The sequence below is a fragment of the Azospirillum tabaci genome (genome assembly GCF_014596085.1).
Lineage (GTDB): Bacteria > Pseudomonadota > Alphaproteobacteria > Azospirillales > Azospirillaceae > Azospirillum > Azospirillum tabaci.
In genome coordinates this window covers 15,095-41,365 of the sequence record NZ_JACCJY010000041.1, presented here as the reverse complement: position 1 = coordinate 41,365, position 26,271 = coordinate 15,095, and the positions used below count along the sequence as shown (strand labels likewise).

General features: G+C 66.7%; 27 protein-coding genes. 18 read left to right on the top strand and 9 right to left on the bottom strand.

The annotated features are described in order from the left end of the window. Window positions 1-381 precede the first annotated feature (381 nt). The 10 genes from H0B54_RS29555 (at window position 382) to H0B54_RS26630 (ending at window position 7,231) form a co-directional block, all read left to right on the top strand. The gene (locus H0B54_RS29555) at window positions 382-792 is read left to right on the top strand and encodes a type I-E CRISPR-associated protein Cas5/CasD (RefSeq protein ID WP_343069036.1); all 411 of its coding nucleotides are present in this window, start codon (window positions 382-384) and stop codon (window positions 790-792) included. Continuing rightward, window positions 710-1,093: a type I CRISPR-associated protein Cas7 gene (locus H0B54_RS26670; RefSeq protein ID WP_246472838.1), complete on the top strand. Its 384-nt coding sequence runs from the start codon at window positions 710-712 to the stop codon at window positions 1,091-1,093. Before H0B54_RS29555 ends, H0B54_RS26670 begins: the two co-directional genes overlap by 83 nt. Before the next feature lie 410 nt (window positions 1,094-1,503). Further along, on the top strand, window positions 1,504-2,004 hold the full coding sequence (locus H0B54_RS26665; protein ID WP_188262838.1) for a gamma-glutamylcyclotransferase family protein: 501 nt from the start codon (window positions 1,504-1,506) through the stop codon (window positions 2,002-2,004). A gap of 132 nt (window positions 2,005-2,136) precedes the next feature. Further along, window positions 2,137-3,042 (top strand): ABC transporter substrate-binding protein, encoded by a 906-nt coding sequence (locus H0B54_RS26660; protein ID WP_211109578.1) that lies wholly within the window; start codon window positions 2,137-2,139, stop codon window positions 3,040-3,042. A gap of 107 nt (window positions 3,043-3,149) precedes the next feature. Beyond that, window positions 3,150-3,896 carry an amino acid ABC transporter permease gene (locus H0B54_RS26655; RefSeq protein WP_211109577.1) on the top strand — a complete coding sequence of 249 codons (747 nt, stop codon included), beginning with the start codon at window positions 3,150-3,152 and terminating at the stop codon, window positions 3,894-3,896. Between the two features lie 17 nt (window positions 3,897-3,913). Further along, window positions 3,914-4,693 (top strand): amino acid ABC transporter ATP-binding protein, encoded by a 780-nt coding sequence (locus H0B54_RS26650; protein ID WP_188262836.1) that lies wholly within the window; start codon window positions 3,914-3,916, stop codon window positions 4,691-4,693. Window positions 4,694-4,707: 14 nt separating this feature from the next. Further along, window positions 4,708-5,388, top strand: a complete 681-nt coding sequence (locus tag H0B54_RS26645; RefSeq protein WP_211109576.1) for a GntR family transcriptional regulator — start codon at window positions 4,708-4,710, stop codon at window positions 5,386-5,388. After that, window positions 5,385-5,681, top strand: a complete 297-nt coding sequence (locus H0B54_RS26640; protein ID WP_188262834.1) for a hypothetical protein — start codon at window positions 5,385-5,387, stop codon at window positions 5,679-5,681. Before H0B54_RS26645 ends, H0B54_RS26640 begins: the two co-directional genes overlap by 4 nt. A 158-nt stretch (window positions 5,682-5,839) precedes the next feature. Next, entirely contained in the window at window positions 5,840-6,745 is a 906-nt protein-coding gene (locus H0B54_RS26635; protein ID WP_188262833.1) for an EamA family transporter, read from the top strand. Window positions 6,746-6,787: 42 nt separating this feature from the next. Next, window positions 6,788-7,231: a VOC family protein gene (locus tag H0B54_RS26630; protein ID WP_188262832.1), complete on the top strand. Its 444-nt coding sequence runs from the start codon at window positions 6,788-6,790 to the stop codon at window positions 7,229-7,231. Window positions 7,232-7,240: 9 nt separating this feature from the next. Here the strand turns inward: H0B54_RS26630 and H0B54_RS26625 are convergent, their stop codons facing one another. After that, window positions 7,241-7,888 (bottom strand): GntR family transcriptional regulator, encoded by a 648-nt coding sequence (locus H0B54_RS26625; protein WP_188262831.1) that lies wholly within the window; start codon window positions 7,886-7,888, stop codon window positions 7,241-7,243. 365 nt (window positions 7,889-8,253) lie between these two features. On the opposite strand from H0B54_RS26625, the gene H0B54_RS26620 reads away from it, so the two are divergent. Both H0B54_RS26620 and H0B54_RS26615 read left to right on the top strand, forming a co-directional pair. Next, window positions 8,254-9,513, top strand: coding sequence for a Glu/Leu/Phe/Val dehydrogenase dimerization domain-containing protein (locus H0B54_RS26620; protein ID WP_188262830.1), 1,260 nt, complete (start codon window positions 8,254-8,256; stop codon window positions 9,511-9,513). A gap of 141 nt (window positions 9,514-9,654) precedes the next feature. Further along, a complete protein-coding gene (locus tag H0B54_RS26615; RefSeq protein ID WP_094305433.1) occupies window positions 9,655-10,116 on the top strand; it encodes an Lrp/AsnC ligand binding domain-containing protein in 462 nt (153 codons plus the stop codon). Window positions 10,117-10,257: 141 nt separating this feature from the next. Here the strand turns inward: H0B54_RS26615 and H0B54_RS26610 are convergent, their stop codons facing one another. The 8 genes from H0B54_RS26610 to H0B54_RS26575 all read right to left on the bottom strand — a co-directional run bounded on the left by H0B54_RS26610 (window position 10,258) and on the right by H0B54_RS26575 (window position 18,572). Beyond that, entirely contained in the window at window positions 10,258-10,980 is a 723-nt protein-coding gene (locus H0B54_RS26610) for an ABC transporter ATP-binding protein (protein ID WP_188262829.1), read from the bottom strand. Next, a complete protein-coding gene (locus H0B54_RS26605; RefSeq protein WP_188262828.1) occupies window positions 10,977-11,735 on the bottom strand; it encodes an ABC transporter ATP-binding protein in 759 nt (252 codons plus the stop codon). The genes H0B54_RS26610 and H0B54_RS26605 overlap by 4 nt, the downstream gene beginning before the upstream one ends. Then, a complete protein-coding gene (locus H0B54_RS26600; RefSeq protein WP_188262827.1) occupies window positions 11,728-12,618 on the bottom strand; it encodes an ABC transporter permease subunit in 891 nt (296 codons plus the stop codon). Before H0B54_RS26600 ends, H0B54_RS26605 begins: the two co-directional genes overlap by 8 nt. Next, entirely contained in the window at window positions 12,611-13,504 is an 894-nt protein-coding gene (locus H0B54_RS26595; protein ID WP_188262826.1) for a branched-chain amino acid ABC transporter permease, read from the bottom strand. The genes H0B54_RS26600 and H0B54_RS26595 overlap by 8 nt, the downstream gene beginning before the upstream one ends. A gap of 65 nt (window positions 13,505-13,569) precedes the next feature. After that, window positions 13,570-14,643: an ABC transporter substrate-binding protein gene (locus H0B54_RS26590; RefSeq protein ID WP_281390124.1), complete on the bottom strand. Its 1,074-nt coding sequence runs from the start codon at window positions 14,641-14,643 to the stop codon at window positions 13,570-13,572. 547 nt (window positions 14,644-15,190) lie between these two features. Then, window positions 15,191-16,126 (bottom strand): RNA polymerase factor sigma-32, encoded by a 936-nt coding sequence (locus H0B54_RS26585; RefSeq protein WP_188262825.1) that lies wholly within the window; start codon window positions 16,124-16,126, stop codon window positions 15,191-15,193. A 207-nt stretch (window positions 16,127-16,333) separates the two neighbouring features. Next, window positions 16,334-17,062: an aspartate/glutamate racemase family protein gene (locus H0B54_RS26580; protein WP_188262824.1), complete on the bottom strand. Its 729-nt coding sequence runs from the start codon at window positions 17,060-17,062 to the stop codon at window positions 16,334-16,336. Between the two features lie 61 nt (window positions 17,063-17,123). Continuing rightward, entirely contained in the window at window positions 17,124-18,572 is a 1,449-nt protein-coding gene (locus H0B54_RS26575) for a helix-turn-helix domain-containing protein (protein WP_188262823.1), read from the bottom strand. 219 nt (window positions 18,573-18,791) lie between these two features. On the opposite strand from H0B54_RS26575, the gene H0B54_RS26570 reads away from it, so the two are divergent. The 6 genes from H0B54_RS26570 to H0B54_RS26545 all read left to right on the top strand — a co-directional run bounded on the left by H0B54_RS26570 (window position 18,792) and on the right by H0B54_RS26545 (window position 26,266). Beyond that, window positions 18,792-20,324, top strand: coding sequence for an acyl-CoA carboxylase subunit beta (locus tag H0B54_RS26570; RefSeq protein WP_137141242.1), 1,533 nt, complete (start codon window positions 18,792-18,794; stop codon window positions 20,322-20,324). A 23-nt stretch (window positions 20,325-20,347) separates the two neighbouring features. Next, window positions 20,348-22,348 carry an acetyl-CoA carboxylase biotin carboxylase subunit gene (accC, locus tag H0B54_RS26565; protein ID WP_188262851.1) on the top strand — a complete coding sequence of 667 codons (2,001 nt, stop codon included), beginning with the start codon at window positions 20,348-20,350 and terminating at the stop codon, window positions 22,346-22,348. A gap of 38 nt (window positions 22,349-22,386) precedes the next feature. Beyond that, complete coding sequence (locus H0B54_RS26560) at window positions 22,387-22,980, top strand: biotin transporter BioY (RefSeq protein WP_188262822.1); 594 nt, start codon at window positions 22,387-22,389, stop codon at window positions 22,978-22,980. 185 nt (window positions 22,981-23,165) lie between these two features. After that, on the top strand, window positions 23,166-25,319 hold the full coding sequence (gene scpA / locus H0B54_RS26555) for a methylmalonyl-CoA mutase (protein WP_188262821.1): 2,154 nt from the start codon (window positions 23,166-23,168) through the stop codon (window positions 25,317-25,319). Next, window positions 25,319-25,501: a type II toxin-antitoxin system CcdA family antitoxin gene (locus tag H0B54_RS30585; protein ID WP_425490095.1), complete on the top strand. Its 183-nt coding sequence runs from the start codon at window positions 25,319-25,321 to the stop codon at window positions 25,499-25,501. Before scpA ends, H0B54_RS30585 begins: the two co-directional genes overlap by 1 nt. A gap of 72 nt (window positions 25,502-25,573) precedes the next feature. Beyond that, a complete protein-coding gene (locus tag H0B54_RS26545) occupies window positions 25,574-26,266 on the top strand; it encodes a DUF2161 domain-containing phosphodiesterase (protein WP_188262819.1) in 693 nt (230 codons plus the stop codon). Window positions 26,267-26,271: the final 5 nt, after the last annotated feature.

Sequence of the window (26,271 nt, the reverse complement as noted above, 5' to 3'; positions counted from 1 at the left end):
TAAAGAGTAGAAGGTTTTGATGCAATTGCCTTTTGAACGGCAGTGCCGTCCACTTCAGAAATTGACAGGTGGCTCGCATAACGTGTATGTGAGCGCGCGCTGAATTTCACTAATCAGATTTGTTTATTTTGGTTTTTCGCCAAACCAATTTATGGTTCCAGGGGCGTCTCTGGAGGCCATTTTATGGTTCCGATGAGGCATCTTATGGTTCTAAATTCTCTGAATTTTTCAATGGAATCAACAGGTGGTGGATGTACTATATGGTTCCTTGCAGAGGACCTCTGGATGGAACCGTAAACTGTTGCGAGAGCACCCATAAACCGCACTCCGCGGAACCATAAAATGGTCCGCAACAACCGTGTGCTCTCAGCGAAATGAAAAATGAATGCCCTGCTGGTGAACGCTCACCGCAGGAGGCTCTCCATGCCGCGCAGCGTTGCATTGCGCTCCTCGGGGATCCGATCTTGCTTCTGTCGCGCGGAGTTCGAGACCGGACGCGTCTCCTACGATGTGATTGCTCTGCCCACCGCTCACGGTATCTGCGACGCCGTGTGTTGGCGCCCCGGGCTGCGCTGGATCATCGACCGCATTCCGGTTGCCTCCGTGCGCCATGCCATGCGGAACGGCGACGTTCAGATTCCGCCGCGAACTTTCGCCGACAACCGGCAACGACGCGCCGCCACCGTCTTGGCCGCGCCCGGTGCAGCGAATGCTCAACCGGATACACGGCACCACCGGTCAGGCGGTGCGCCGTTTCATATGCGGCCACTTCTTCGACATCCGCACTTTTGAAGCGGTGATGCGCATGGGCATGAACTGCGGCCAGGTTCTGGGACCGGTGCGGTTGTCGTTCGCTCCGTCGCTCGAGCCGATCCTGCCGCAGGAACTGACGAACACCCTTTTGGCAGCCACCGAGAAGTCGGAGGAACGGGGTCGGAAGAAACAGCGGGGGAAGCGGAGCGGCAGCGGCCGAAACCCGGCTTCCGACACCGATCCGCCCCGGAGGCGGGGGCGCCGTGGACGGCGTGCGGTTCGAGAACCGAACGATGGGGCGCAGGCACTGGGTGTCCTAGGCACCGTACCGGGTCCATGACGGCGTCTCGGCCAAGCAGGCCGAGCGCGATGGTGTGGGCGGATGCCCCCGCAAGACGGAAGGCACCGGTCCTCGGCAACCTGCTCCAGGGGCCGGCCTCTGCTTTCCAACAGGGCCACGGCCCACCGCCTGATCTCATCCGTGAAGAAGCACCGCTTCGTTGTCATGTGCATCCCTCCGCTCCCAGCGTGGGCTCAACAACGCTGTCCACTGATCCGGAGGAGGCTCGCCGAGGCCGGTGCCTGCCGGCCTGAACGGCGGTCCCATCACCTGAAAACCGCCACCGCGACAACGCCGCCAGATTCCGCGTTGCCATCGTATCCGTTTCCGTATATCGTAACATATACGGAATGCGGCGATCGGAGAACGGATCGACCAGCCCACTCCGTACCACCCAAATTGAGGTCGAGATGTACTACTTCGGATATTGCACGTGGCTGAATCCGCCGGAGCTTCACCGGTACTTCCCGGACGCCAAGGTGATCACCAAGGGCCACGTCGCGAATCACAAGCTGGAGTTTCACGCCGCCGGCACGCGCACCGACCGCGGCTGGTGCCACCTGTCCAACACGGGGCGTGCCTGGGGCAACAACGTGCTGGGCATCGTCGTCGAGCATCCCGAGCACCATTTCGAAGAGGATTATGACGACTTCGAGCGCTGCTTCGTCTCGGCGCGTGGCGACGACGGCAAGGTCTACGACTGCTGGACCTACCGCCTGATCACGCCGGGCGTGGCGATGCGTCCGCCGAATTTCTACTGGGACCACATTCCCGCCGGCATGAAGCATTGGGGCTTCCCGGACGATTACGTCCGCTCCGTTCTGGCCATGTATGAAGAGGCGGGGCCTTGCCCGCGCGCCGATCGTCCGAATCCGTCGGCCATTCCCGGGCGCTCCGCCGAGACGCGGTGAGGTGCCGCGCCCGCTCCGCGCTTGACACCCGGGGCGGGCGCCGCCGAACCACGATCCGGGGCGGGACCGCAACCCCGCGCCGTGTGCAGCACCTCACGTTCTCACCGCTTTCGGAACCAGGAGACTTCTGCAATGCGCCTATCCCGTGATGCCAAGCCCGCCGTCTTCGCGGCCTTGGCCGCCTGCGTGTTCTCGATGTCGCTGCACACGGCCGCCCACGCTCAAGGCGGTGCGGCCCCCACCAAACCCGAAGCCGCCAGCCTGGTCCCGAAGCCGATCCGCGACGCCGGCACCCTGCGCGTCGGCTCCCAGCAGACGTTCCCTCCGGTGGAGTTCCGCCAGGACGGCAAGACGGAGCCGGTGGGTGTTTCTGTCGATCTGCTCAACGAGATCGGCAAGCGCCTGGGCCTCTCCATCACCTTCGTGCACGGCGAGTATGCGGCGCTGATCCCCGGCCTGGAGGCGGGCCGCTTCGACGTCGCGTCGGGCGGCATCAGCGACACCGAGGAGCGCGAGCAGAAGGTCGACTTCGTCAATTACATGATGTCCGGCGGCAGCATCCTGGTGCGGGCGGCGGACGCCGAGAAGTACACGACCATCGCCGATTTCTGCGGCAAGTCGGTCGCCACCCTGCTGGGCAGCCGCGTCATCATGGCCGCGGTGGAAAAAGCGTCGGAGACCTGCGTGTCCGGCGGCAAGCAGCCGATCACCGCCAACCAGCTTCCCGCCGCCCCGGACGCCCGCATGCAGCTCGACCTCGGGCGCGTGGACGGCTATCTGGGCGACTTCCCGGCGCTGGTCTACATGAAGAGCCAGATGCCCGGCAAATACGCCATCGCCGGCGGCAACCACATTCTGACCCCCTATGTCACGTCCTGGGGCTTTCCGAAGAACTCCACGTTGAAGGATGCGGTCCAGAAGGCGACGCAGAGCATGCTGGCCGACGGCACCTACAAGGCCATCCTCTCCAAATGGGAGATCGAGGGTGGCGCGCTGCCGGAGATCACCATCAACCTGCCCGCCAGCAAGAGGAAGTGACAGTGGCTGCGAGCTGCGCCATGGCCGAACCACGGTCTGTCCGCGTCAAGCACCGGTGGCGTTGGGGAGCCTGGCTCCTCAGCGCGATCGTTCTCCTGGCTGTGTTCATGCTGATCAGCGCGGGTGTCCGCGCGAAGATCATGAATGTGGAGGTGTTCCTCTCCTACCTGACCAGCGAGCAGGTGCTGATCGGCGCGCGCAACGCCCTGATCCTCGGCACGCTGGCGCTGGTGGTGGCCAGCGTCATCGGTCTGGTCGTCGCCCTGATGAGGGTCAGCGGCAACCCGATCCTCGCCGCCCTGTCGGCGACCTACGTGTATTTCTTCCGCGGCACGCCGATGCTGATCCAGCTCCTGTTCTGGTTCAACGCGCTGCCGACCATGTTCCAGCGCGTTTATCTGGCGGTTCCCTTCACCGACGTCGTGGTGGTGGACGCGCCGACCACGGCGGTGGTCACGCCCTTCGTGGCGGCGCTCGCCGGCCTCGCCCTCGCCGAAGGCGCCTACATGGCGGAGATCATCCGCGCCGGCATCCTGGCGGTGGACAAGGGGCAGCGCGCCGCGGCCCGCGCCATCGGCATGACCGAGTATCAGGTGCTGCGCCACATCGTCATCCCGCAGGCCGGGCGCATCATCATCCCGGCGGGCGGCAACCAGTACATCATGCTGCTGAAGTCCACCTCGCTGGCCTCGGCGATCGGCTTCCTGGAGTTGCTGCGCATCACCACGGACATCTACTCGTCCAATTTTATGGTGGTTGAGCTGCTGGCCGTGGCGGCCTTTTGGTATCTGGTGATGACCGCCTTCGCCACCGCCGTTCAGACCGCGCTCGAAAAGACCTTCCCCCAGCGGTAAGCCCCCCAGAGGTCCCTATGGACACACCCGTCAAGGCCGCGGCCGTGGTTCTCGACTCCGTCTCGAAATCCTACGGTTCGGTCGAGATCCTGAAGAACGTTTCGGTTTCCATCGCGCCGGGAGAGGTGGTCACCCTTCTCGGCCCGTCCGGAGCCGGGAAATCCACCCTGCTGCGCTGCATCAACCATCTGGAGACGATCAGCGCGGGCCGCATCTACGTGCACGGCCAGCTCATCGGCTACCGCGAGGTCGGCGACACCCTGCACGAGATGTCCGACAAGGAGATCAGCGCCCAGCGCCGCTCCATCGGCATGGTGTTCCAGAGCTTCAACCTGTTCCGCCACATGACCGTGCTCGACAACGTGATGAGCGGCCCGGTCCATGTGCTGCGCATGTCAAAACCCCAGGCCGAGGCGCTGGCGCGCGAGTTGCTGGCGAAGGTCGGCCTGCCCGACAAGGCGAACCGCTACCCGTCCGAACTGTCGGGCGGGCAGCAGCAACGCGTCGCCATCGCCCGCGCCCTGGCCCTGTCGCCCAGCGTCATGCTGCTGGACGAGCCGACCAGCGCACTCGACCCGGAATTGTCGCAGGAGGTGATCCTGACCATCCGGAATCTGGCGGAGCAGGGCTACACCATGCTGATCGCGACGCACGAAATGGCCATCGCCAAGGAATTCGCCGACCGCGTCATCTTCATGGTGCAGGGGGAGGTGGTGGAGGACGTGCCCGCCCGCAGCTTCTTCAGTGCGCCCCGGCACGAGCGCAGCCGCCAATTCGTCGCCCGCCACGCGGGCTGAAGGGAGGGATGACCATGCCCGACGGCATCGAACGCCTGCCAAACGACCGCTCCCGCAAACGGGTCGGCAGCGACCTGCTGGCGGCCAACGTGCATGGTTGGCTCCGGTCGAAGATCCTGACCTTCGAGATTATGCCCGGCACCCGTCTGGTGGAGGACGAGATTTCGGCCTCCATGAATGTCGGCCGCACCCCGGTGCGCGAGGCCCTGCTGCGCCTTCAGGGCGAGGGGCTGGTCAGCCGCGAGAAGGGCTGGGTGGTGGAAAGCACCGACGCGGCATCCATCGACCATGTCTTCGCAAGCCGCGTCGCCATCGAAGGCTACGCCACCCACGTCGCCGCGCTGCGCGCCACCCCTGCGGACATCCGGGAGCTGCGGGCGCTGGCCGAGGAGATGGACGGGTTCGAAGCGATGGGCCGCGCCCAGCTCAACCTGCTCAACCGGCGATTCCACGAGCGGATCGTCGGGCTGTCCGGCAATCCCTTCTTCGTGGAGATGCACGAGCGCACGCAGTTCCATTACTGGAACATGCGCCTGCCCGTCCTCTTTACCCGCGAACAGGCGGTTGTGGCGAACGAGCAGCACAAGCGGATCATTGACGCGCTGGAGGCCTGCGACCCGGACGCCGCGGAACGGCACGCGCGCGAGCATGTCGAGACGACCCACCGGATCGTCCGGGATGCGCTGGACGGATGACCATCACCCTGGAAGCGGGCGGCACGCACCTTTATGTCGGCGCGCGCGGCACGGTCCGCGACGGACGGCTGTCGGCGGCCCCGTCGGTCAAGCCGCCTCCCTGCATGGTGGTGTTCAGCGACGGCGTCTTCACCGCCGGCACCCTGACGCCCCAAGGCGGCACGGAATGGCAGCTCGCCGTCGACGGCTACACCACTGCCCGCGGCACCGCCATCCCGGCGAAGCGGTGGCTGGTCGAGATGACCTGCATCGGCGGGACGCTCTCCTTTCGGGCGAAGGCGAAGCTGACCTAGGCACTTACGAGCTCCCACCCTAAACCCTCCCCCGCTATCGCAGGGGAGGGGACTGCCGCCGCTTCGCGATAATCTCCCTCCCCTGCGATAGCGGGGGGGGGGCCGGGGTGGGGGCAAAGTCAATGCCCTCCAAATCACAGCAAACCGAGTGCCGGGACGTGCACCAGAATCATCCTCTGCCCCTCGCCCGGGGCATCGCGCTGATCGTCGTTTCGATGCTGCTGTTCACGCTGTCCGACGTTTTCGCGAAGCAGCTTGCGCAGTCGGTGCACGCCATCGAGATCGCGTGGCTGCGCTGCCTGGGTGCCGTGCTGCTGCTGGCGCCGGTGGTGGCTGCGCGACCCGCCGTGCTGCGCAGCGCCAAGCCCCGCCTTCAGATCTTGCGCGGACTCTGCCTGCTCGTCTCGACGACGCTGCTGATCGCCGCGTTCCGCACCCTCGGGCTGGCCGAGGCGACGATGCTGGTCTTCATGTCGCCTTTCTTCCTGACCGCGCTGTCGGCGCTGATCTTCGGCGACCGGGTGTCGCGCGCCCACTGGACGGCGGTGGCCATCGGGTTGGCCGGGGTGGCGGTGGTGGTGCGGCCCGGCTTCGGCACGCTGTCGCCCGCGGTGGCTCTGCCCATCCTGTCCTCCTTGGGCTGGGCGGCGGGCATGATCTGCACGCGGCGGATCGGCGGCTCGGACTCCTCCGTGACGACGCTGGTCTGGTCGGTCGCCGTGGGCTTCGCCGCGGCGAGCTTGGCGGTGCCCTTCGTTTTCTCGCCGCTGGACGGCGCGCAGACGATCGCCGCCGCCGGCATGGCGGCGACCTGGACCGGCGCACATTTCCTGATCGTGCTCGCCTACCGCAGCTATCCGGCGTGGCAGTTGGCGCCCTTCTCCTACGCGCAGGTCGTCTGGGCGGTGATCCTCGGCTACGCGGCTTTCGCCGAATTGCCGGACGCCATGGCCTTCGCCGGTTCCGCGTTGATCCTGGCGGGCGGGCTGCTGGCCGCCGTCCATCCCCGACGCTTCCGAAGCGCCGGGCTCGACGCTCGCGCTTCCCGACTTCCGAACACATGACCGCAGATGACCACTCACACAAACGAGGAGCCACGACGCCCCATGACGACCATCTTCGACACGCTGCACCATGTCTGCATCGTCGTGCGCGACCTGGACAAGGCCGTCGCCTACTATGAATCTCTTGGCGTCGGACCCTGGTACGACTATCCCAAGAGCGGCCCCTACGTGGAGTTCGAGGTTCCCAACGAGGCCGCGTCCAAAGCCATGCGCTACAAATGCGCCGACCTCGCCAATGTGCAGATCCAACTGTGCGATCCGGGAGAGTTGGATTCCCCGCAGCGCCGCTTTCTCGACGCGCAGGGCGAGGGCGTCTACCACCTGGGCTTCGAGGTCCCGGACCGCGACGCCGCGGAGGCGGAGGGCCGCCGTCTGGGCATGGGGGTGATCGCCCGCGGGCGCCGCGCCGACGGGTCGGGCTTCTGCTATTTCGACACGCGTGCGGAGGCCGGCATCGTTCTGGAGATCCGCAAGACGGCGCCCTGAGACGACGGTTCAAAAGCCTTCCAGGGCGTCCTTGACGATCCGGTAGGTGGTCCGGACATGCTCCCGCGCGGCCTCCTCGGCGGCGTCCGCGCGGTGATCCGCGAGCGCACTCAGAATGACCTTGTGCTGGTCGTTCGCGTCCTGGGTCTGGTCCTTCGTGAAGATGACGGGAAGCCGCATGTTCCAATAATAGAACAGCGTCTTCTCGTGCATATCCAGGAAGAAGGGATTGCCGGCCATTTCGATGATGCGGCGGTGGAAAGCCCGGTTGAGCTGGTTCAACTGGGCGCGGTTCATCTGCTCGAACCGGGCCATCTCGTCCACCAGGGCGGCCAGTTCGGTGATGTCCGCGTCGGTCACGCGTGTGGCGGCGAGCCGCGTGGCGTAGCCTTCGATGGCGATGCGGCTTTCAAAGATGGCGTCCATGTTGGACGGGTCGGTGCTTTCCACCACCCAGCCCTTCTCGCGGCTGACCAGCCCCTCGCCCTGAAGGCGCAGCAGGGCCTCGCGCACCGGGGTGCGGCCGACATTCATGGAGGTCGAAATCTCGTCCTCCACCAGACGGGTGCCGGGCTTGATCTCGAAGGTCAGGATCTTCGCCCGGAGCCGGGCGTGCACGTCGGCGGCCAGGAAGTCCGTGCCGTTCCGCTTGCTCATGAGTTCCGTTCCCCTGTGATCCCGCACCTGTGACCCCGCGCAGCGCCGCCTGGGACACGCTGCATTGCCCATCCTTGAAGCATAAAGACCACGGGTTTGGCAAACGCTCCGGCGGCGGCGTCCACCCGGTCAGAGAGCACCGCCGGCACGGACGCCTCCGCCGGTCGAGCATATGCACCGGTCCATTCCCGGCACCGCCGTTGTTTCATCGGCGACTCTCCGTCAGCACCGCGCTTAATCAGGGAGAGTTCCGAAAACGCTTATGGAACTGCGCTCAACCTCCCCATAGTCTGGCGATGCCGAAAGCGCCAAGAAAAAACAAGAATTTCTCCCACAACGGCGAAATACAGACCAAGGGAAACAGCGTGACCATCTACACCGGACCTGTCTTCGACATGTGCCGTCAGCAGTTCACGGCCATTGCGGACCATCTCTGCCTGCCGGAGGACGAGCGCGACCGGCTGCTCTACCCGAAGCGGGCGATCACCGTCTCCTGCCCAATCCACCGCGACGACGGGTCGGTGGCGGTCTTCCAGGGCTATCGGGTGCAGCACCACCTGTCGCTCGGGCCGACCAAGGGGGGCACCCGCTTCTCCACCAGCGTGGACATCGGCGAGGTCGCGGCGCTGGCCGTATGGATGAGCTGGAAATGCGCTCTGGCCGGGCTCCCCTACGGCGGCGCCAAGGGCGGCGTCACGGTCGATCCCGCCTCGCTGTCGCGGCGGGAGCTGGAGGCGCTGTCCCGCCGCTACATGCAGGAGATGATTCCCTTCGTCGGTTCCCACACCGACGTGATGGCGCCCGACATGGGCACGAACGAGCAGGTCATGGCCTGGTTCATGGACACCTATTCCATGTATCAGGGCCGCACGGTGACCGAGATCGTCACCGGCAAGCCGGTCGCCACCGGGGGCACCGAGGGGAGGCGCGAGGCCACCGGCCTGGGCGTCGTGCATCTGGTCGGCAGTGCCATGGAGCGGCTGGGCATGCGGGCGGCGCAGGCGACGGCCATTGTGCAGGGCTTCGGCAACGTCGGCGGCGTCGCGGCGGAGGAGCTTCACGCCCGAGGGGTGCGCGTCCTCGGCGTCAGCGACCACACGGCCGCCTATTTCGACCCGCGGGGGCTGGACATTCCGGATCTGCTGCGCCACGTCGCCACCCACGGCGTGCTCGCCGGCTATTCCACCGAACTGGCCATCGACCCGGAGGAGCTGCTGCTCCAGCCCTGCGACGTGCTGGTGCCGGCGGCCATGGAGCGCGTCATCACCGAGAAGAACGCCGCCCGCCTGCGCTGCCGCATCCTGGCCGAAGGCGCCAACGGCCCGACCACCCCGGAAGCCGACCGCATCCTGGCCGAGCGCGGCGACGACCTGTTCGTCATCCCCGACATCCTGTGCAATTCGGGCGGCGTGATCGTCAGCTATTTCGAGTGGGTGCAGGATCTCCAGCAGTTCTTCTGGGGCCGGGACGAAGTGATCGGGCGGCTGTACGGCCATCTCGACCGCGTGTTCCATCAGGTCACCGAACGCGCCGCACGTGAGCGCGTGTCCACCCGCGTCGCCGCCATGGCCATCGGCGTGTCCAAGGTCCGCGACGCCAAGAAGACCCGCGGCCTGTTCCCCTGAACCGTGCCTAGGCGAGAATGTCCGGAAGGGAGCGGCACCCGCCGCATCCCTCCCGGACGTTTGCCGTGGCAGCCGCAGAATGCCCTTCACCCTTGATGGTATACGATATAATATACGTCATGGTGTATCGGGAAACTGAGCATGTCGGACATTGACAAGATCGACCGCCGCATTCTGTCGGTCCTGCAGGTCGAAGGGCGGATCGCCGCGGTCGAACTGGCGGAGCGCATCGGCCTGTCGCCCACCACGACCGGCGAGCGGCTGAAGCGCCTGCAGAAGGACGGCTACATCGAGGGATTCGGCGCTCGTCTGGCGCCCCAGAGGCTGGGCTTCGGACTCCTCGTCTTCGTCGAGGTGCTGCTGGACAAGACCACGCCCGACGTGTTCGACCGCTTCGCCCAGGCCATCCGCCGCGCGCCGGAAGTGCTGGAATGCCACATGGTAGCCGGCGGCTTCGATTATCTGGTGAAGACCCGCGTGGCCGACATGGCCGCCTACCGGCGCTTCCTGGGCGACGTTCTGCTGCCCCTGCCCGGCGTCCGGGAAACCCGCACCTACGCGGTGATGGAGGAGGTCAAGAACGACGCGCCGCTGCCGCTCTAAAGCGAACCTCCGTTCGCTTTAGATTCAAATGGCCTCACTTGCCGGCCGGGCTACGGCCGCAGGGGCGGCCGGGACCGCGGTCACGGTCCAAAAGCGGATCACAATCCGCTTTAGCGGCCACGGCGCGCCCTTCCCGTTTCGTCAGCCGGCGACGCTGCCGCCCAGATACAGCTCCCGCATCGACGGGTCGGCCAGCAGATCGCGGGCGCGGCCCTCCATCGCCACAGTGCCGAGAGTCAGCACATAGGCGCGGTCGGCGATGCCCAGCGCCTCGAAGGCGTTCTGCTCGACCATGACGATGCACATGCCGGTGTCGTCGCGGATTCCCGCGATGGCGTCGAACACCTCGTGCATCATCAGCGGCGACAGCCCCGCCGAGGGCTCGTCCAGCAGCAGGATCTTCGGCCCGGCGATCAGCGCCCGCACCAGCGACAGGATCTGCCGCTCGCCGCCCGACAGGGCCGACGCCTTGCGGTTCTGCTTGGCGGCCAGGGTCGGGTACTGGCGCATCAGCGCGTCGAAGCGGCCCTCCCGCTCCGCCCGCGGCAGGTGGCGGGCGCCCAGGCGGATGTTCTCCGACACGCTCAGCGTCGCGAAGACGTTGTCCGTCTGCGGCACGAAGCCGACGCCGTAGCCGCGCACCTTGCGGTGGACCGGCACCGCGCCGACGTCCTCGCCGTCGATGGCGACGGTGCCGGCGCGCGGGGCCAGGAAACCGGCGATGCATTTCAGCAGCGTGGACTTGCCGCAGCCGTTCGGCCCCAGGATGGTGACGATCTCGCCGCCCGCGGCGTGGAGGGAGATGCCGTTCAGGATGTCGGCGCCGTCGCCATAGCCGGCCCTCACGTTGGATACGTCGATCATGCCGTCAGTTTCCCCTTCTCCACGGCCTTGCCGAGATAGGCCTCGACCACCCGCGGGTTCTCCACCAGCTCCCGCGGGGCGCAATCGGCGATCAGCGCGCCACGGTCCAGGACGACGCAACGGCCGCACAGCTCGCGGATGAATTCCATGTCGTGCTCGACGACCAGGATGGTGACGCCCTGGGCGTTGACCTCTTTCAGCAGCTCCACCATGCGGCTGCGCAGGTTGGGGTGGACGCCCGCCGTCGGCTCGTCCAGGCACAGCAGCTTGGGCCGGCTGCGCAGCGCCGTGGCGATGGACAGCAGCTTCTTCTGCCCGCCGGACAGGGCGCTGGCCGGCTGGTCCTGCACGCGGGTCAGCAGGAACTGGTCAAGCAGCCGCGCCACCTCCGCGTCGTAGCGCCAGCGCCGCAGCGCGCCGCCCAGGCCCGCCTCGCGCCGGCAGCCGGCCTGGAGCACCTCGCGCACGGTCATGCGGTGCGGCATCGACGGCAACTGGAAGGTCCTCACCAGTCCCAGCCGGGCGATGGCGTGAGGCGGGAGGCCGGTCACGTCGTGGCCGTCCACGTTGACCGCGCCACCGTCGCTGGGCGTGAAGCCCGAGAGGATGTTCAGCAGCGTGCTCTTGCCCGAGCCGTTGGGGCCGAGCAGCCCGACGATCTCCCCCTTGCGGACCGACAGCGACACGCCGTCCAGCACGCAATGGGCGCCGAAGGATTTCCGGATGGATTCGGTGGACAGGATCGTCTCAAGCATGGCGCCCTCCGATGCGCTCGGGGATCAGGCCCTGGGTGCGCCAGAGGAGGAATGCAAGCAGACCGCCGCCGACCAGGGTCAGCCGCATCGCGGCCACGAACTCCGACGGCAGGCCCAGCGCGTCCTTAACGAAGGGCACGTAGGCCAGCAGGAACTGCATGAGGAAGGCTCCGGCCACCGCCCCCAGATTGTTGCCCAGCCCGCCGACGATCAGCATGGACCAGATCAGGAAGGTCTCGGCGCTGTAGAGCTGGTCAGGCCCGACGAAGGTGGTGTAATGGGCGAACAGAAAGCCGGCGACGGCGGCGATCAGCCCGCTGATGACGAGCGGCGTGCGGCGCAGCGCCGCGAGGTCGTAGCCGAGCGAGGAGGCCAACTGAGGCTCCTCCCGCAGCAGCTTCAACGCCAGCCCGTAACGCCCGTTGACGAGGCGCTGGCACAGCGCCCAGCAGACCGCCAGCAGAACGGCGCACAGCCCGAGCGTGGCCAGCGGCCCCCAGGGCGCCGGCAGGGAACCGAACAGCATCGGCAGCCCGTGGATGCCCTGCGCGCCGCCGGTCAGCCACTGCTCGTTGGTGGCGAAGGTTCGCAGGATCTCGGCGATGGACAGGGTGGCGATGCCCCAATAGTCCGCGCCCAGATTGCGCCCCAACCGCGCGAAGGCGAGCGCGAGCAGCGCCGCCGCAGCACCGCCCAGCAGCAGCCCGGCCACCGGGCCCCACTGGTTGGCGAAGGCGATGGCCGCACCGTAGGTGCCGCAGCCGAACAGGGCGATGTGGCCGAAATTCACCAGACCGGCGAAGCCGACCTGGAGGTTGAGGCTGAGCGCCAGCAGCCCGAACAGGCAGGCCATGGTGGAGACGTGGATCAGGAACTCAAACACGCTTCACCTCGTTGACGAACAGGCCGTGCGGGCGGACCAGCAGGGCGGCGACCAGGATCAGGAAGGACATCGCCGTGGCGTAGCTGGCTGGCAGGAACAGAAGCGGCTCTCCCACCAGCGGGCCGAGGTTGACGTTGGTGACCAGCGTCTCCGCCGTGGCGATGATGACCGCCCCGGCCACCGCGCCCAGCGCGTTGCCGAGGCCCCCCAGGATGGCCGCGGCGAAGACCGGCAGCAGCACGTCCATGCCGAGCTGGATGTTCATCTCGCCCTTCAGCGCCAGCCCGATGCCGCCCAGCGCGGCCAGGACGCCACTGAGGAAGACCACCGTGTTGGTGATGAGGCGCGCGTCGATCCCGGTGGCGGCGGCCAGCACCCGGTTGGTCGCCGTCGCCCGCATGGAGCGGCCCAGCGTGGTGCGGAACAGCAGCAGCGCCAGAACGATCACGGCGCCGGCGGTCAGTCCGACGGCGGTGAGCTGGTGGACCGTCAGCCGGGCGTCCAGGACGCGGATGACCGGGTGGCTGTCCAGGTCGAAACGACGGGAGTCCGGCCCGAAGACCACCAGAAAGACCGCCGACAGGATCATCGTGACGGCCAGCGATCCGACCATGGCGATGGCCGAGCCGGAGGCGAGCAGCCGTTCGAACACCGTCACGTTCAGCAGCACGGCGAGGCCGCCGACCAGCAGGCAGGCGAGCAGCCCGGCCACCGGCAGAGGCAGCCCGGCGCCTTGCAGCAGCAGCGCCAGGAAGGACCCGGCGACCGCGTATTGGACGAGCGCGATGTTGGGGAAGCGGATGAGGGAGTAGACGCAGCTCAGCCCCACCGCAATGAGGGCGAGATCGACGGTCCGGATGAGGACGTCGGAAAAGAATTGTACCATCGTGAGAAGACCCCTCGTGCGATCCGGTCGGGGGCCGGACGCCGCGGCGCCCGGCCCCGGCGCGCTCAGCGGAGCACGAGCTTGCCGTTGTCCACCTTCATCTTCAGATAGGGCTGGCTGTCGCGCATCCGGTTCGCGTCGAAGGTGATCTGGCCGGTGGCGCCTTCATAGCCCTTGCCCAGCTCCTTCAGCGCCGCGCCGATGGCGGCCGGGTCGGTGCTGCCCGCCTTGTTGATGGCGGCGGCGGCGATCTTCACGGCGTCGTAGGTGTAGCCGTTCCAGGTCGTGCGGAAATCCTCGCCGTACTTCTTCTTGTAGGCGTCCTGGTAGGCGCCGCCGTTCGGGCCGATGTAGTTGACCTCGAGCCCGTACTGGCCCTGCTTGGTCTTCGGGTCGCTGTCGGCGGTCGACATGGACAGCAGATAGCCGTACCAGGGCGTCTCGTTCAGACCCAGCTCCGACGCCTCGCGGTTGATGACGGCGCCCTCGCGGCTGTAGGCGGAGTAGACGAACACGTCCGGCTTGGCCTGGGCGAGCTGTTGGAGTTCGCGCCGGTAGGTGGTCTGCCCTTCCGGATAGGCGATGGAGGCCAGCACCTGACCGCCTGCCGCCTTGAAATGCTTGGTGAACTGTTCGATCACGCCCTGGCCGAAGGCGTTGTTGGGGGCGATGATGACCGCCTTGCGCCAGCCCTGGGCCATGATGTCGTCGGCGGCGAACTTCGTGGTCACATGGTCGAGGCCGACCAAGCTGAAATGCCCCTCCCCCAGGTCGCGCAGCAGGCCGCTGGTGCTGGCCGGGTTCAGGTGGATGCGCTTTTGCTGCACCAGATACTGGCCGATGGGCAGGGTGTTGCCCGACGAATATTCGCCGATCACCAGCGGCACGTTGTTGACCGTCACCAGCTTGCGCGCGGCGTCGAGCGCGGAGGGCGGGCGCCCGCCGGAGTCCTCCACGATCACCTTCAGCGGCTGGCCGAGCACGCCGCCCTTGGCGTTCACCTCCTCCGTCGCGATCTCGATGCCGCGGAGCTGGTCGGCGCCGATGGTGGCGCTGGCGCCGGACAGAGGAATCACTGCGCCGATGGAGACCGGCTCGGCCTGCGCGGAAGAAACATACGTTCCGCACAACAATGTCATGGCAAGCGTAAAGCTGATTTTTTTGATTGAAGAAATCATGAAATGGCCCCCTGTTCTTTGATTATGGGTGCGTCTGATGCGCTTGTCCCACAGGCAAGGTTAGCGGGCAAAATTCCGCATTTGTATACGGTTTTATTAGAATTCCGCCTTATTTATTGCGGAAATCTGTCGATCAGCCGGATATTTCCCGGTTGTGCTCCCGGTCCAGCCTCACCGCCGAAGCCAACAATTCATGATGCCGACACGACCACGTGAGCGGCGTATGGCGCGGTTCACTTCCACCCCGATGATGATGCCGAAAGGCGGCTGACGGCGTTTGAAAGGGGAAAGGACAAAACGGCCAGGCTGAAGCTGTGAGTCCGACGCCGTACAAGGCCAACGAGCCCCGCCTTCACGAGATTCCAAAGGCGCGTTGCCATTTCGCGAGGTGCTTACTCCGTGCCGACGTACAGGCGGGATGATCGGGGCGTGGAACGACCGGCTCTTTGTCGATCCGCCGGTCGCCCCTGTCCGTCACCTCCCCCGGACGCCCTCCCATTCGGACGCCTCATCGGCCGCCGGCGGATTCCCGGCGATGGGGTCCACCGACCCGGAGCGGAACCCTTTTCTCGTTCGGCGACGCGTTGAGACGCCGCTCGGCGCGGTTCGCAACAATAGCCTTTTGCACTGTTTTGAATGCCTTGGCTTCGATCTGTCCAATGCGCTGGCGCGACAGGTTGAAACGCCGGCTCAGTTCATCGGCCGGGACCGGTGTGTCGAGCAAGCGCCGGGCGATCAATATCTGGCGATCCCGGTCGTTCAGCTTCTGAAGACCGAGTTTGATGAGCTGCCGTTGCCGGTTTCGCTCCTCCAACTCGGCCAGATGCACCTCTTGGTTTGCCCGCTCGTCGGCCAGGAGGTCCTGCCACTCCGTCTCGCCGTCCGAACTCAACGGAGCGTTCAGAGAACGGTCCACGGACAAGCGACGATTCATCTCTACGACGTCGTTTTCCGGAAGCCCCAGCTCGCTGGCAATCGCTTTGGCCGCTTCCGGCGACAGGTCGCCGTTGTCCAGTTCCCGCATCCGCGCTTTCATCCGGCGCAGGTTGAAGAACAGGGTGCGCTGGGCCGTGGTCTTTCCAATTTTCACCATGGACCAGTTGTGCAGCACGTACTCCTGAATGGCCGCGCGAATCCACCAAAACGCGTAGGTCGAGAAGCGATAGCCTTTGTCAGGGTCGAACTTACGAGCGGCGTGCATGAGCCCCATGTTGCCTTCGGCGACAAGGTCGGCAAGCGGCAACCCGTAGCGTCGGTGATCCTTCGCCACCTTCACCGCGAGGCGCAAATGGCTTCCCACCAGCTTGTCAAGCGCCCCGGCGTCGCCTTCGTCGCGCCAGCGGCGGGCAAGGTCCTGTTCGTCTTCGGGGGACAGGTAATCGTATTTCCGCAGATCCTGCAAATAGAGGGTCAGAGGCTCGGCGGAACGTTCATGCTCCTTCATGAGTTGCTCCTTGCCCCGGCATCGGTCCTTTGCTCTGCAAGGCTTCCGCACGTCGCTCCGGTCAGCCGCAAAACCAGGGCAGCGACGTGTGGCCAGCGTGTGGCTCAGAGCCAGCCAGTTTCCATCAATGATGTCGGGGACGAGAGCGTATGTAAGCAGGCTCCGTGTCGGATCAAGAGGTTAACCGAGACGCTGCAAGGTTTCTTCCTATTCGCCCAGCGCGAAGGACACCGCGGCGGCGGCGTGGAGCGCCGTCGTGTTGAACATGGGAAAATCCGGCCGGTCAGCCTGATCGACCAGCAGGAAGATCTCCGTACAGCCCAGGATCACCCCCTGCGCCCCTTCGGCGGCCAGCCGGTCGATGATCTCCAGATAGCGGGCCTTGGACTCCGAACGCAGATCGCGCCGCACCAGCTCGTCGAAGATGATGCGGTCCACCGTCGCCTTGTCGGCGTCGGATGGCACCATGATCTCCACCCCGAAGCGCTCCTCGTAGCGGCGGCGCAGATCCTCGGAGAGCATCGTCGGCATGGTGCCCAGCAGGGCGACCCGCGACAGGCCGGCGGCCCGCATCGCGGCACCGGTCGGGTCGGCGATGTGGATGAAGGGGGTGGCGCGCTCCGCCATGATCGGCTCGACCACGCGGTGCATGGTGTTCGACACGCACAGGACCACGTCGGCCCCGGCGCGCTCCAGCGCATCGACCTTGCCGGACAGGTAGCGGTGCGCGGCGTCCCAGGCGTTCTGGCGGACGAAATGCTCGATGTTGCCGAAATTGACGCTGACGATGACGATCTCGCCGTTGTCCCAGCCGCCGAGGCGGGCGTTCAGCCCGTCGTTCAGCAGGCGGTAATATTCGGCGGTGGCCTGGTTGCTCATGCCGCCGAGGACGCCGATGGTCTTCTGGGGCAGGGGCCGGGCGGTGGGCTTCGTCATGTCGTGATCCCGTCGGTTGACGCCGCGGATGATAGGGCGGCCATCGCGGTTCGCCAACCGTTCAGGCCTTCTCCACGGTCCGTCCCTCCTGGGTGAACAGGTAGGGGACGAAGCTGCGGTGGTGCTCATCCACCGACAGCTGGCTGCCGATGGGTGGGAAGGCGCGCTGCTGGCAGTCGGTGCGCTCGCAGATGCGGCAGTTCACGCCGATGGGCACCGCGGCGGCCTCGTTCGAGGTGTCGATGCCCGCGGCGTAGACGATCTCCCCGGCGTGGGTCGCCTCGCAGCCGAGCCCGACGGCGAACTGGCGCGACGGCTTCAGATAGGCGCCGCCGCGCTTGGTCACGGTGCGGGCGATGCCGATGTAAGTGGTGCGGTCGGGCATGGTGGCGAACTGCACCAGGATCTTGCCGGGCTGGGCGAAGGCCTCATGCACGTTCCACAGCGGGCAGGCGCCGCCGAAGCGCGCGAAGTGGAAGCGCGTCGCCGAATGGCGCTTGGTGATGTTGCCGGCCATGTCCACCCGCACGAAGTAGAAGGGCAGGCCGCGCGCCCCTGGCCGCTGCAGGGTGGACAGCCGGTGGCAGACCTGCTCGAAGCTGGCGCCGAAGCGGCTCTGCAACTGTTCCACGTCGTGGCGCAGCGCGCGGGCCTGGGCGGCGAAGGCGCGGTAGGGCAGGACCAGAGCCCCCGCGAAATAGTTCGCAAGCCCGACCCGGCAGATCGACTGCGCGTCCTCGCTGGAGAATTTCGCCTGGGCAACGAGATCCTCGATCACGTCGCCGAAGCCCAGCAGGGCGATCTGGTGGGCCATGTGGAAGGCGCGGCTGGGGCCGTTCAACAAGGCGGACAGGCGCAGCGTGCCGGTGCTGCCGTCGTAGCTGCGCATGGCCGTCTCGCCGTCGTCGGCGACGATCTTGACCCGCACGTCGTGCCGCCGCTTCAGATAGGCGGCCAGCTCGTTCAGCAGGGCGCCGGAGTGGATCTTCTCCGTGTCCCACAGTTTTTCCGCCGCCTCGTCCAGCGGGCCGATGTAGTTGTTGCAGTAGTGGAAATAGTCGCGGACCTCCTCGTAGGGGAACTGCGGTCCGGCGAAGGCGTCGCTCGGTTCCTGGTTCGACAGGCTGTCGGCCAGCGACTGCACCCGCTCGTGAAGCTTCTGGTAGGCCTGGTGCAGGCTCAGCACGCGGCGGGCCAGCTCCGGGCTGGAGCCGACGGCGCTGCGCAGCTCGGCGTTGGTCAGCGGCGCCCCGGCGAACAGCGGGTCGGCCAGGGCCTCGCGCAGGTCGGCGACCAGACGGCTGTCCTCGTCTTCCACGAAATTGGACAGGTCCACCTCGAACACGGCGGAGATCTTCAGCAGCACCGGCAGGGTCAGCGGGCGCTGGTTGTTCTCGATCTGGTTCAGGTAGCTCGGCGACAGGTCCAGCGTCTTGGCCAGCGCCGCCTGGGTCAGCCCGCGCTGCTCGCGCAGGCGGCGGAGCTTGTAGCCGAGGAAGAGCTTCTGCATGGACCCGCCTATCACCCGAAGATTATGCCGAAGTGCATATTCGCAATCTTGGCAAACCGCGCGCTGCGTTTGCAAAGATGTTCGCAACTTCGCACATTTTTCCCGCCCGGCCAATTGCCCTGTTGCAAATCTTGTGAATAATCCAGGCGTTCCGGTGAGGGGACCGCTGCCACAAGGTTCGCAAGGTCCTCCGCCGCTCGCCAAAGTGGGAAACGCCTGATGCAAGAAATTCTGGCCAAGTTGGACGCCATGCGCTCCGGGGCGCGGCTGGGCGGCGGCGAAAAGCGCGTCGCCGGGCAGCACGCCAAGGGCAAGCTGACCGCGCGGGAGCGCATCGAACTCTTCCTCGACGAAGGCTCGTTCGAGGAGTTCGACATGTTCGTGCAGCACCGCTGCAACGACTTCGGCATGGAAGGCCAGAAGGTTCCCGGCGACGGCGTGGTCACCGGTCACGGCACGGTGAACGGGCGCCTCGTCTTCGTCTTCAGCCAGGACTTCACCGTCTTCGGCGGCTCGCTGTCGGAAGCCCACGCCGAGAAGATCTGCAAGATCATGGATCAGGCGATGAAGGTCGGCGCGCCGGTCATCGGCCTGAACGATTCCGGCGGCGCCCGCATCCAGGAGGGCGTGGCCTCGCTCGGCGGCTACGCCGAGGTGTTCCAGCGCAACGTCAACGCCTCGGGCGTCATCCCGCAGATCTCCCTCATCATGGGGCCGTGCGCCGGCGGTGCGGTCTATTCGCCGGCCATGACCGACTTCATCTTCATGGTGAAGGACAGTTCCTACATGTTCGTGACCGGCCCGGACGTGGTCAAGACGGTCACGCACGAGGTGGTGACGGCGGAGGAGCTGGGCGGGGCGATCACCCATTCCAGCAAGTCCGGCGTCGCCGACATGGCCTTCGAGAACGACGTTGAGGCGCTGCTCCAGCTGCGCCGCTTCATCGACTTCCTGCCGGCCTCCAACCGCGAGCGGGCGCCGGAGCGTCCCTGCACCGACCCGATCGACCGTGACGACCTGTCGCTCGACACGCTGGTGCCGGAGAACCCGAACAAGCCCTACGACATGAAGGAGCTGATCCTCAAGACGGTCGACGAGGGCGACTTCTTCGAGCTTCAGCCCGATTACGCCAAGAACATCATCATCGGCTTCGGCCGCATGAACGGCAGCACGGTCGGCATCGTCGCCAACCAGCCGATGGTGCTCGCCGGCTGCCTGGACATCGACAGCTCCAAGAAGGCCGCGCGCTTCGTGCGCTTCTGCGACGCCTTCGAGATTCCGATCCTGACCCTGGTGGACGTCCCCGGCTTCATGCCCGGCACCTCGCAGGAATACGGCGGCATCATCAAGCACGGCGCCAAGCTGCTGTTCGCCTACGCCGAGGCCACCGTGCCGAAGATCACCGTCATCACGCGCAAGGCCTACGGCGGCGCCTATGACGTGATGGCGTCCAAGCATCTGCGCGGCGACATCAACTACGCCTGGCCGTCGGCGGAGATCGCGGTGATGGGGCCGAAGGGTGCCGTGGAGATCATCTTCCGCGGCGACATCGGCGACACCGCCAAGATCGAGGCGCGCACCGAGGAGTACCGGCAGAAGTTCGCCAACCCGTTCGTGGCGGCGTCGCGCGGCTACATCGACGACGTCATCATGCCGCACGGCACCCGCCGGCGCGTCATCAAGGCGCTGTCCATGCTGAAGAACAAGCAGCTCCAGAACCCCTGGCGCAAGCACGACAACATCCCGCTCTGAAGGCGCGCCGCCCCATGACGACCCTGTTCTCAAAGATCCTGATCGCGAACCGCGGCGAGATCGCCTGCCGCGTCATCCGCACGGCGCGCCGCCTGGGCATCAAGACGGTCGCCGTCTATTCGGACGCCGACAAGAACGCCCTGCACGTCGAGATGGCCGACGAGGCCGTCCACATCGGCGCCGCCCCCTCGGCGCAGAGCTACCTGCTGATCGACCGCATCGTCGACGCCTGCAAGAAGACCGGCGCCCAGGCGGTGCATCCCGGCTACGGCTTCCTGTCGGAGAAGCGCGAGTTCCAGGAGGCGCTGGCCGCCGCCGGGATCGCCTTCATCGGCCCGGACGCCCACGCCATCCAGGCGATGGGCGACAAGATCGAGTCCAAGAAGCTGGCCAAGGCGGCGGGCGTCAGCACGGTGCCTGGTTATCTGGGCGTCATCGCCGACGACAGCGAGGCCGTCACCATCGCCCGCGACATCGGCTACCCGGTGATGATCAAGGCGTCGGCCGGCGGCGGCGGCAAGGGCATGCGCGTGGCCTGGAACGACGAGGAGGCCCGCGAAGGCTTCCGTTCGGCCCAGAACGAGGCGCGCTCCTCCTTCGCCGACGACCGCGTCTTCGTCGAGAAGTACATCCAGCAGCCGCGCCACATCGAGATCCAGGTGCTGGCGGACGGGCAGGGCACCGCCCTGTACCTGGGCGAGCGCGAATGCTCGATCCAGCGCCGCCACCAGAAGGTCATCGAGGAGGCGCCGTCGCCCTTCCTCGACGCCGCCACCCGCAAGGCGATGGGCGAGCAGGCCGTGGCGCTGGCCCGCGCCGTGGACTACAAGTCCGCCGGCACGGTCGAGTTCATCGTGGACGCCGAGCGCAACTTCTACTTCCTGGAGATGAACACCCGCCTCCAGGTGGAGCATCCGGTCACCGAGCTGGTCACCGGCCTCGACCTCGTCGAGCTGATGATCCGCGTCGCGGCGGGCGAAAAGCTGACGCTTCGCCAAGAAGACATCCACCTGCACGGCTGGGCCATCGAGTCCCGCGTCTACGCCGAGGACCCGTTCCGCAACTTCCTGCCCTCCACCGGCCGGCTGACCCACTACCGTCCGCCGTCGGAGGACCCGCATGTCCGCGTCGACACCGGCGTCTACGAGGGCGGCGAGATCTCCATGTACTACGACCCCATGATCGCCAAGCTGTGCAGCTGGGGGTCGACGCGCGACGCCGCCATCGCCCGCATGCGCGAGGCGCTGGACCAGTATTACATCCGCGGGGTCAGCCACAACATCCCGTTCCTCGCCTCGCTGATGGCCAACCCGCGCTTCGTCGAAGGCCGGCTGACCACCAACTTCATCGCCGAGGAATACCCCAACGGCTTCCACGCCTCCGACCTGCCGCCGGAGGAGCCGGCGATTCTGATCGCCGTCGCCGCGGTGATCCACCGCTGCCTGAACGACCGCGACATCCAGATCACCGGCAAGATGCCGGGGAACAAGGTCCGGGTGCGTGACGACTGGGTCGTCGTGATGGACGGCACGCAGCACCCGGTCCATGTCCGCCCGACGGACGGCAGCCCGCAGCGCATCGGCTACACCGTCGATTTCGAGGGCAAGCACCACGTGGTGTGGAGCGACTGGACGCTCGGCCAGCCGCTGTTCCGCGGCACGGTGAACGGCGCGCATGTCTGCGTCCAGGTGGACCGCGTCGGCGTCGGCTACCGCCTGTCCCATTCCGGCAGCCAGGCGCTGGTCAAGGTGCTGACGCCGAACGCCGCGCGGCTCGACGCGCTGATGCCGGTGAAGGCGCCGCCGGACATGTCGAAGTTCCTGCTGTCGCCCATGCCCGGCCTGCTCGTCTCGGTCGCCGTGACCGAAGGGCAGGAGGTCAAGGCCGGCGAGGTGCTGGCCGTGGTCGAGGCGATGAAGATGGAAAACATCCTGCGTGCGGCGCAGGATGGCACGGTGTCCAAGGTGCACGCGACGCCCGGCTCCAGCCTGGCGGTCGATCAGAAGATCCTGGAGTTCGCGTGAGCCAAGCGGGCTCCGACATATAGGGAAAGGTAAGGACGATGGCTTTCGCAAACACGCTGACGCAGCGTGCCGCTTCGCTTCTCGAGACGGTCGCCCCGCGGGGCGGCCTGCTCACCGCCGCCACCGCGGCGGTTCTGGGCAGCCTGCTCCTGGCCGCCTCGGCCAAGGTCCAGGTGCCCTTCTGGCCGGTTCCGATGACGATGCAGAGCATGGTCGTCATCCTTCTCGGCATGGCCTATGGCAGCCGCCTCGCCACGGCGACGGTCCTGCTGTACCTGCTCGAAGGCCTCTCCGGCCTGCCGGTCTTCGCCGGTCCGGGCGCCGGCCCGGCCTACATGGCCGGCCCGACCGCCGGCTACCTGCTGGGCTTCGTCCTGGCCGCCGGCGTCACCGGCTGGCTGGCCGAGCGCGGCTGGGACCGCAGCCCGGTCAAGGCCGTCGCCGCCCTGGCGATCGGCCATGCCGTGCTGTTCGTTCCGGGCGTGGCCTGGATGGCCGTCCTGTTCGGCGGCGAGAAGGCCGTCGCGCTGGGCCTGACGCCGTTCCTAGCCGCCACGGTCCTGAAGACCGCTCTGGGTGCCGCGATCATGCAGGCCGCCTGGAAGGTCGTCGCCCGCCGGTCGCAGGGCTGAGAGTAAGGGGGCGCGCTCTTGCCCCCACCCTAACCCTCCCCCGCTGGGCGGGGGAGGGGACTTGGGGTGCCCTATCTCCCTCCTCTGCGTCAGCGGGGGAGGGCCTGGGTGGGGGCTAGCGCCCCACCCATTGATTGATCGTTTCAAATCATTCGAACCAAGAAGCCGTGTCGAGGAGACGTCCCATGAGCGAGTTCCCGAAGAAGACCCAGGCCGACTGGCAGAGCCTGGCCGCCAAGGACCTGGGCGCCAACGGGACGCTCGACGATCTGGTCTGGAAGACTCCGGAAGGGCTGGACGTCAAGGCCCTCTACACCGCCGACGATCTGGAAGGGCTGGAGCTGGACAGCTTGCCCGGCTTCCCGCCCTTCACCCGCGGCCCGCGCGCCACGATGTACGCGGTGAAGCCCTGGACCATCCGCCAGTACGCCGGCTTCTCGACCGCCGAGGAATCCAACGCCTTCTACAAGGCGAACCTGAAGGCCGGGCAGATGGGCCTGTCGGTCGCCTTCGACCTCGCCACCCACCGCGGCTATGACAGCGACCACCCGCGCGTGGTCGGCGACGTGGGCAAGGCCGGCGTCGCCATCGACAGCGTCGAGGACATGAAGATCCTCTTCGACGGCATCCCGCTCGACAAGATGTCGGTGTCGATGACCATGAACGGCGCGGTGCTGCCGATCCTCGCCGGCTACATCGTCGCGGCGGAGGAACAGGGTGTCAGCCAGGACAAGCTGAGCGGGACCATCCAGAACGACATCCTCAAGGAGTTCATGGTCCGCAACACCTACATCTACCCGCCCGAACCCTCGATGCGGATCATCGCGGACATCATCGAGTACACGGCGCTGAACATGCCGAAGTTCAACTCGATCTCGATTTCCGGCTATCACATGCAGGAAGCCGGGGCGACCGCGGTGCAGGAGCTGGCCTTCACCATCGCCGACGGTCTCGAATACGTCCGCGCCGCCATGTCCAAGGGGCTGCCGGTCGACAAGTTCGCGCCGCGCCTGTCCTTCTTCTTCTCCATCGGCATGAACTTCTTCATGGAGATCGCCAAGCTGCGCGCCGCGCGCCTGCTGTGGTCGACCCTGATGAAGCAGAAGTTCGACCCGAAGGACGCCCGCTCGCTGGCCCTGCGCACCCACTGCCAGACCTCCGGCGTCAGCCTGACCGAGCAGGACCCTTACAACAACGTCATCCGCACCACCATCGAGGCGATGGCCGCGGTGCTGGGCGGCACCCAGTCGCTGCACACCAACGCCTTCGACGAGGCGCTGGGCCTGCCGACCAAATTCTCCGCCCGCATCGCCCGCAACACCCAGCTCATCATCGCCGAGGAGTCGGGCGTCACCAACGTGGTCGATCCGCTGGGCGGCTCCTACTACATCGAGAACCTGACCCACAGCCTCGCCAAGGCCGCGCTCGACCTCATCAACAAGGTCGAGGATCTGGGCGGCATGACCAAGGCGGTGGACAGCGGGATGCCCAAGCTGCTGATCGAGGAGGCCGCCGCCCGCCGGCAGGCCCGTGTCGACCGCGCCGAGGAGGTGATCGTCGGCGTCAACAAGTACCGCCCGGAAAACCCCGAGATGGTCGACGTGCTGGACATCGACAACACGGCGGTCCGCGAATCCCAGATCGCCCGCCTCAATCAGGTCCGCGCCGGCCGCGACGACGCCAAGTGCCGCGCCGCCCTGGAGGCCCTGACCAAGGCCGCCGCTGAGAAGTCCGGCAACCTGCTCGCCCTGTCGGTCGAGGCCACCCGCGCCCGCGCCACGGTCGGCGAGATTTCCGACGCGCTGGAGAAGGCCTTCACCCGCCATGTGGCGGTCATCCGCTCGGTTTCCGGCGTCTACGGCGCCGCCTATGAGGGCGACGAGGGCTTCAAGAAGATCCAGGAGGAGGTGTCCGCCTTCGCCGCCGAGGAGGGCCGCCGCCCGCGCATCCTCGTCGTGAAGATGGGCCAGGACGGCCACGACCGCGGCGCCAAGGTGATCGCCACCAGCTTCGCCGACATCGGCTTCGACGTGGACATCGGGCCGCTGTTCCAGACCCCGGAGGAGGCCGCCCGTCAGGCGGTGGAGAACGACGTGCACGTCATCGGCGTGTCGTCCCAGGCCGCCGGCCACAAGACGCTCGTCCCGCAACTGGTCGAGGAACTGCGCCGCCAAGGCGCCGGGGACATCCTGGTCGTCTGCGGCGGCGTGATCCCGCCCCAGGACTACGACTACCTCTACAAGGCTGGCGCCGCGGCGATCTATGGCCCCGGCACCAACATTCCGAAGGCCGCCTCCGACATCCTGGCCATCCTGCGCAAGCAGAAGGCCGCGGCGTGATGACGGCCGAGGGGGCGTCCTTCCCTCGCGCTCCCCAGCCAGGGGCCGATGTGGCCCCTCGAGTCCGGGATTTGACCGATGGGCAGCGGCGTTGGGTGGAGGAAAACCACCCAGCGCTGAATGCTTATGATGAGTTCGTTGAGAAGCATGGTGTGTTCAGCGAAGGCAAGCGGCTATTCTGAAGGGCCTCATTGTCCCTCCCCGCTCTGTGGGGGAAGGGGATAGAGTGGGGAGCGCAGCGAGAGTTTCTTCCTTTGTCCATCACCGCCGAAACCGACCTCTACGCACCCGTCAAGGCCTTCCTCGAAGCCCAGGGTTACGACGTGAAGGCCGAGATCCACGGCTGCGACCTCGTCGCGGTGCGTGGGGCCGAGCCGCCGCTGATCGTCGAACTGAAGAAGCGCTTCACCCTGGACCTGCTGCTTCAGGGGGTGGACCGGCTCGCCCTGACCGACACCGTCTATCTCGCCGTGCCGCAGCCGGGGCGCAAGGCCAGCGGCGCGTCGCCCCACGACAGCGGCGTGCGCAAGCTGTGCCGGCGGCTGGGCGTCGGCTTGCTGATCGTCGACACCGGCAGGGCCGCGGGGCATGAGGTGGAGGTTCTGCTCGACCCCGTTCCCTACAGCCCGCGCAAGGACAAGGCGCGCACCGCCCGCCTGCTGGGAGAGCACGCGCGGCGCTGCGGCGATCCCAACCGCGGCGGTTCCACCCGCGTGCCCATCGTCACCGCCTACCGCCAGGACGCGCTGCGCTGCGCCCGGCTGCTGGCCGCCGGGCCGCTGTCCCTGAAGGCGCTGCGTGCCGCCGGTGCGCCGAAGGACGCCGCGGCCATTCTCCAGCGCAACGTCTACGGCTGGTTCGAGCGGATCGCCAAGGGCACCTACGGGCTGAGCGCGGCCGGCGTCCAGGGAGTGGAGACCTTCGCCCACGCACTGGCCGCCGAATGACGAAT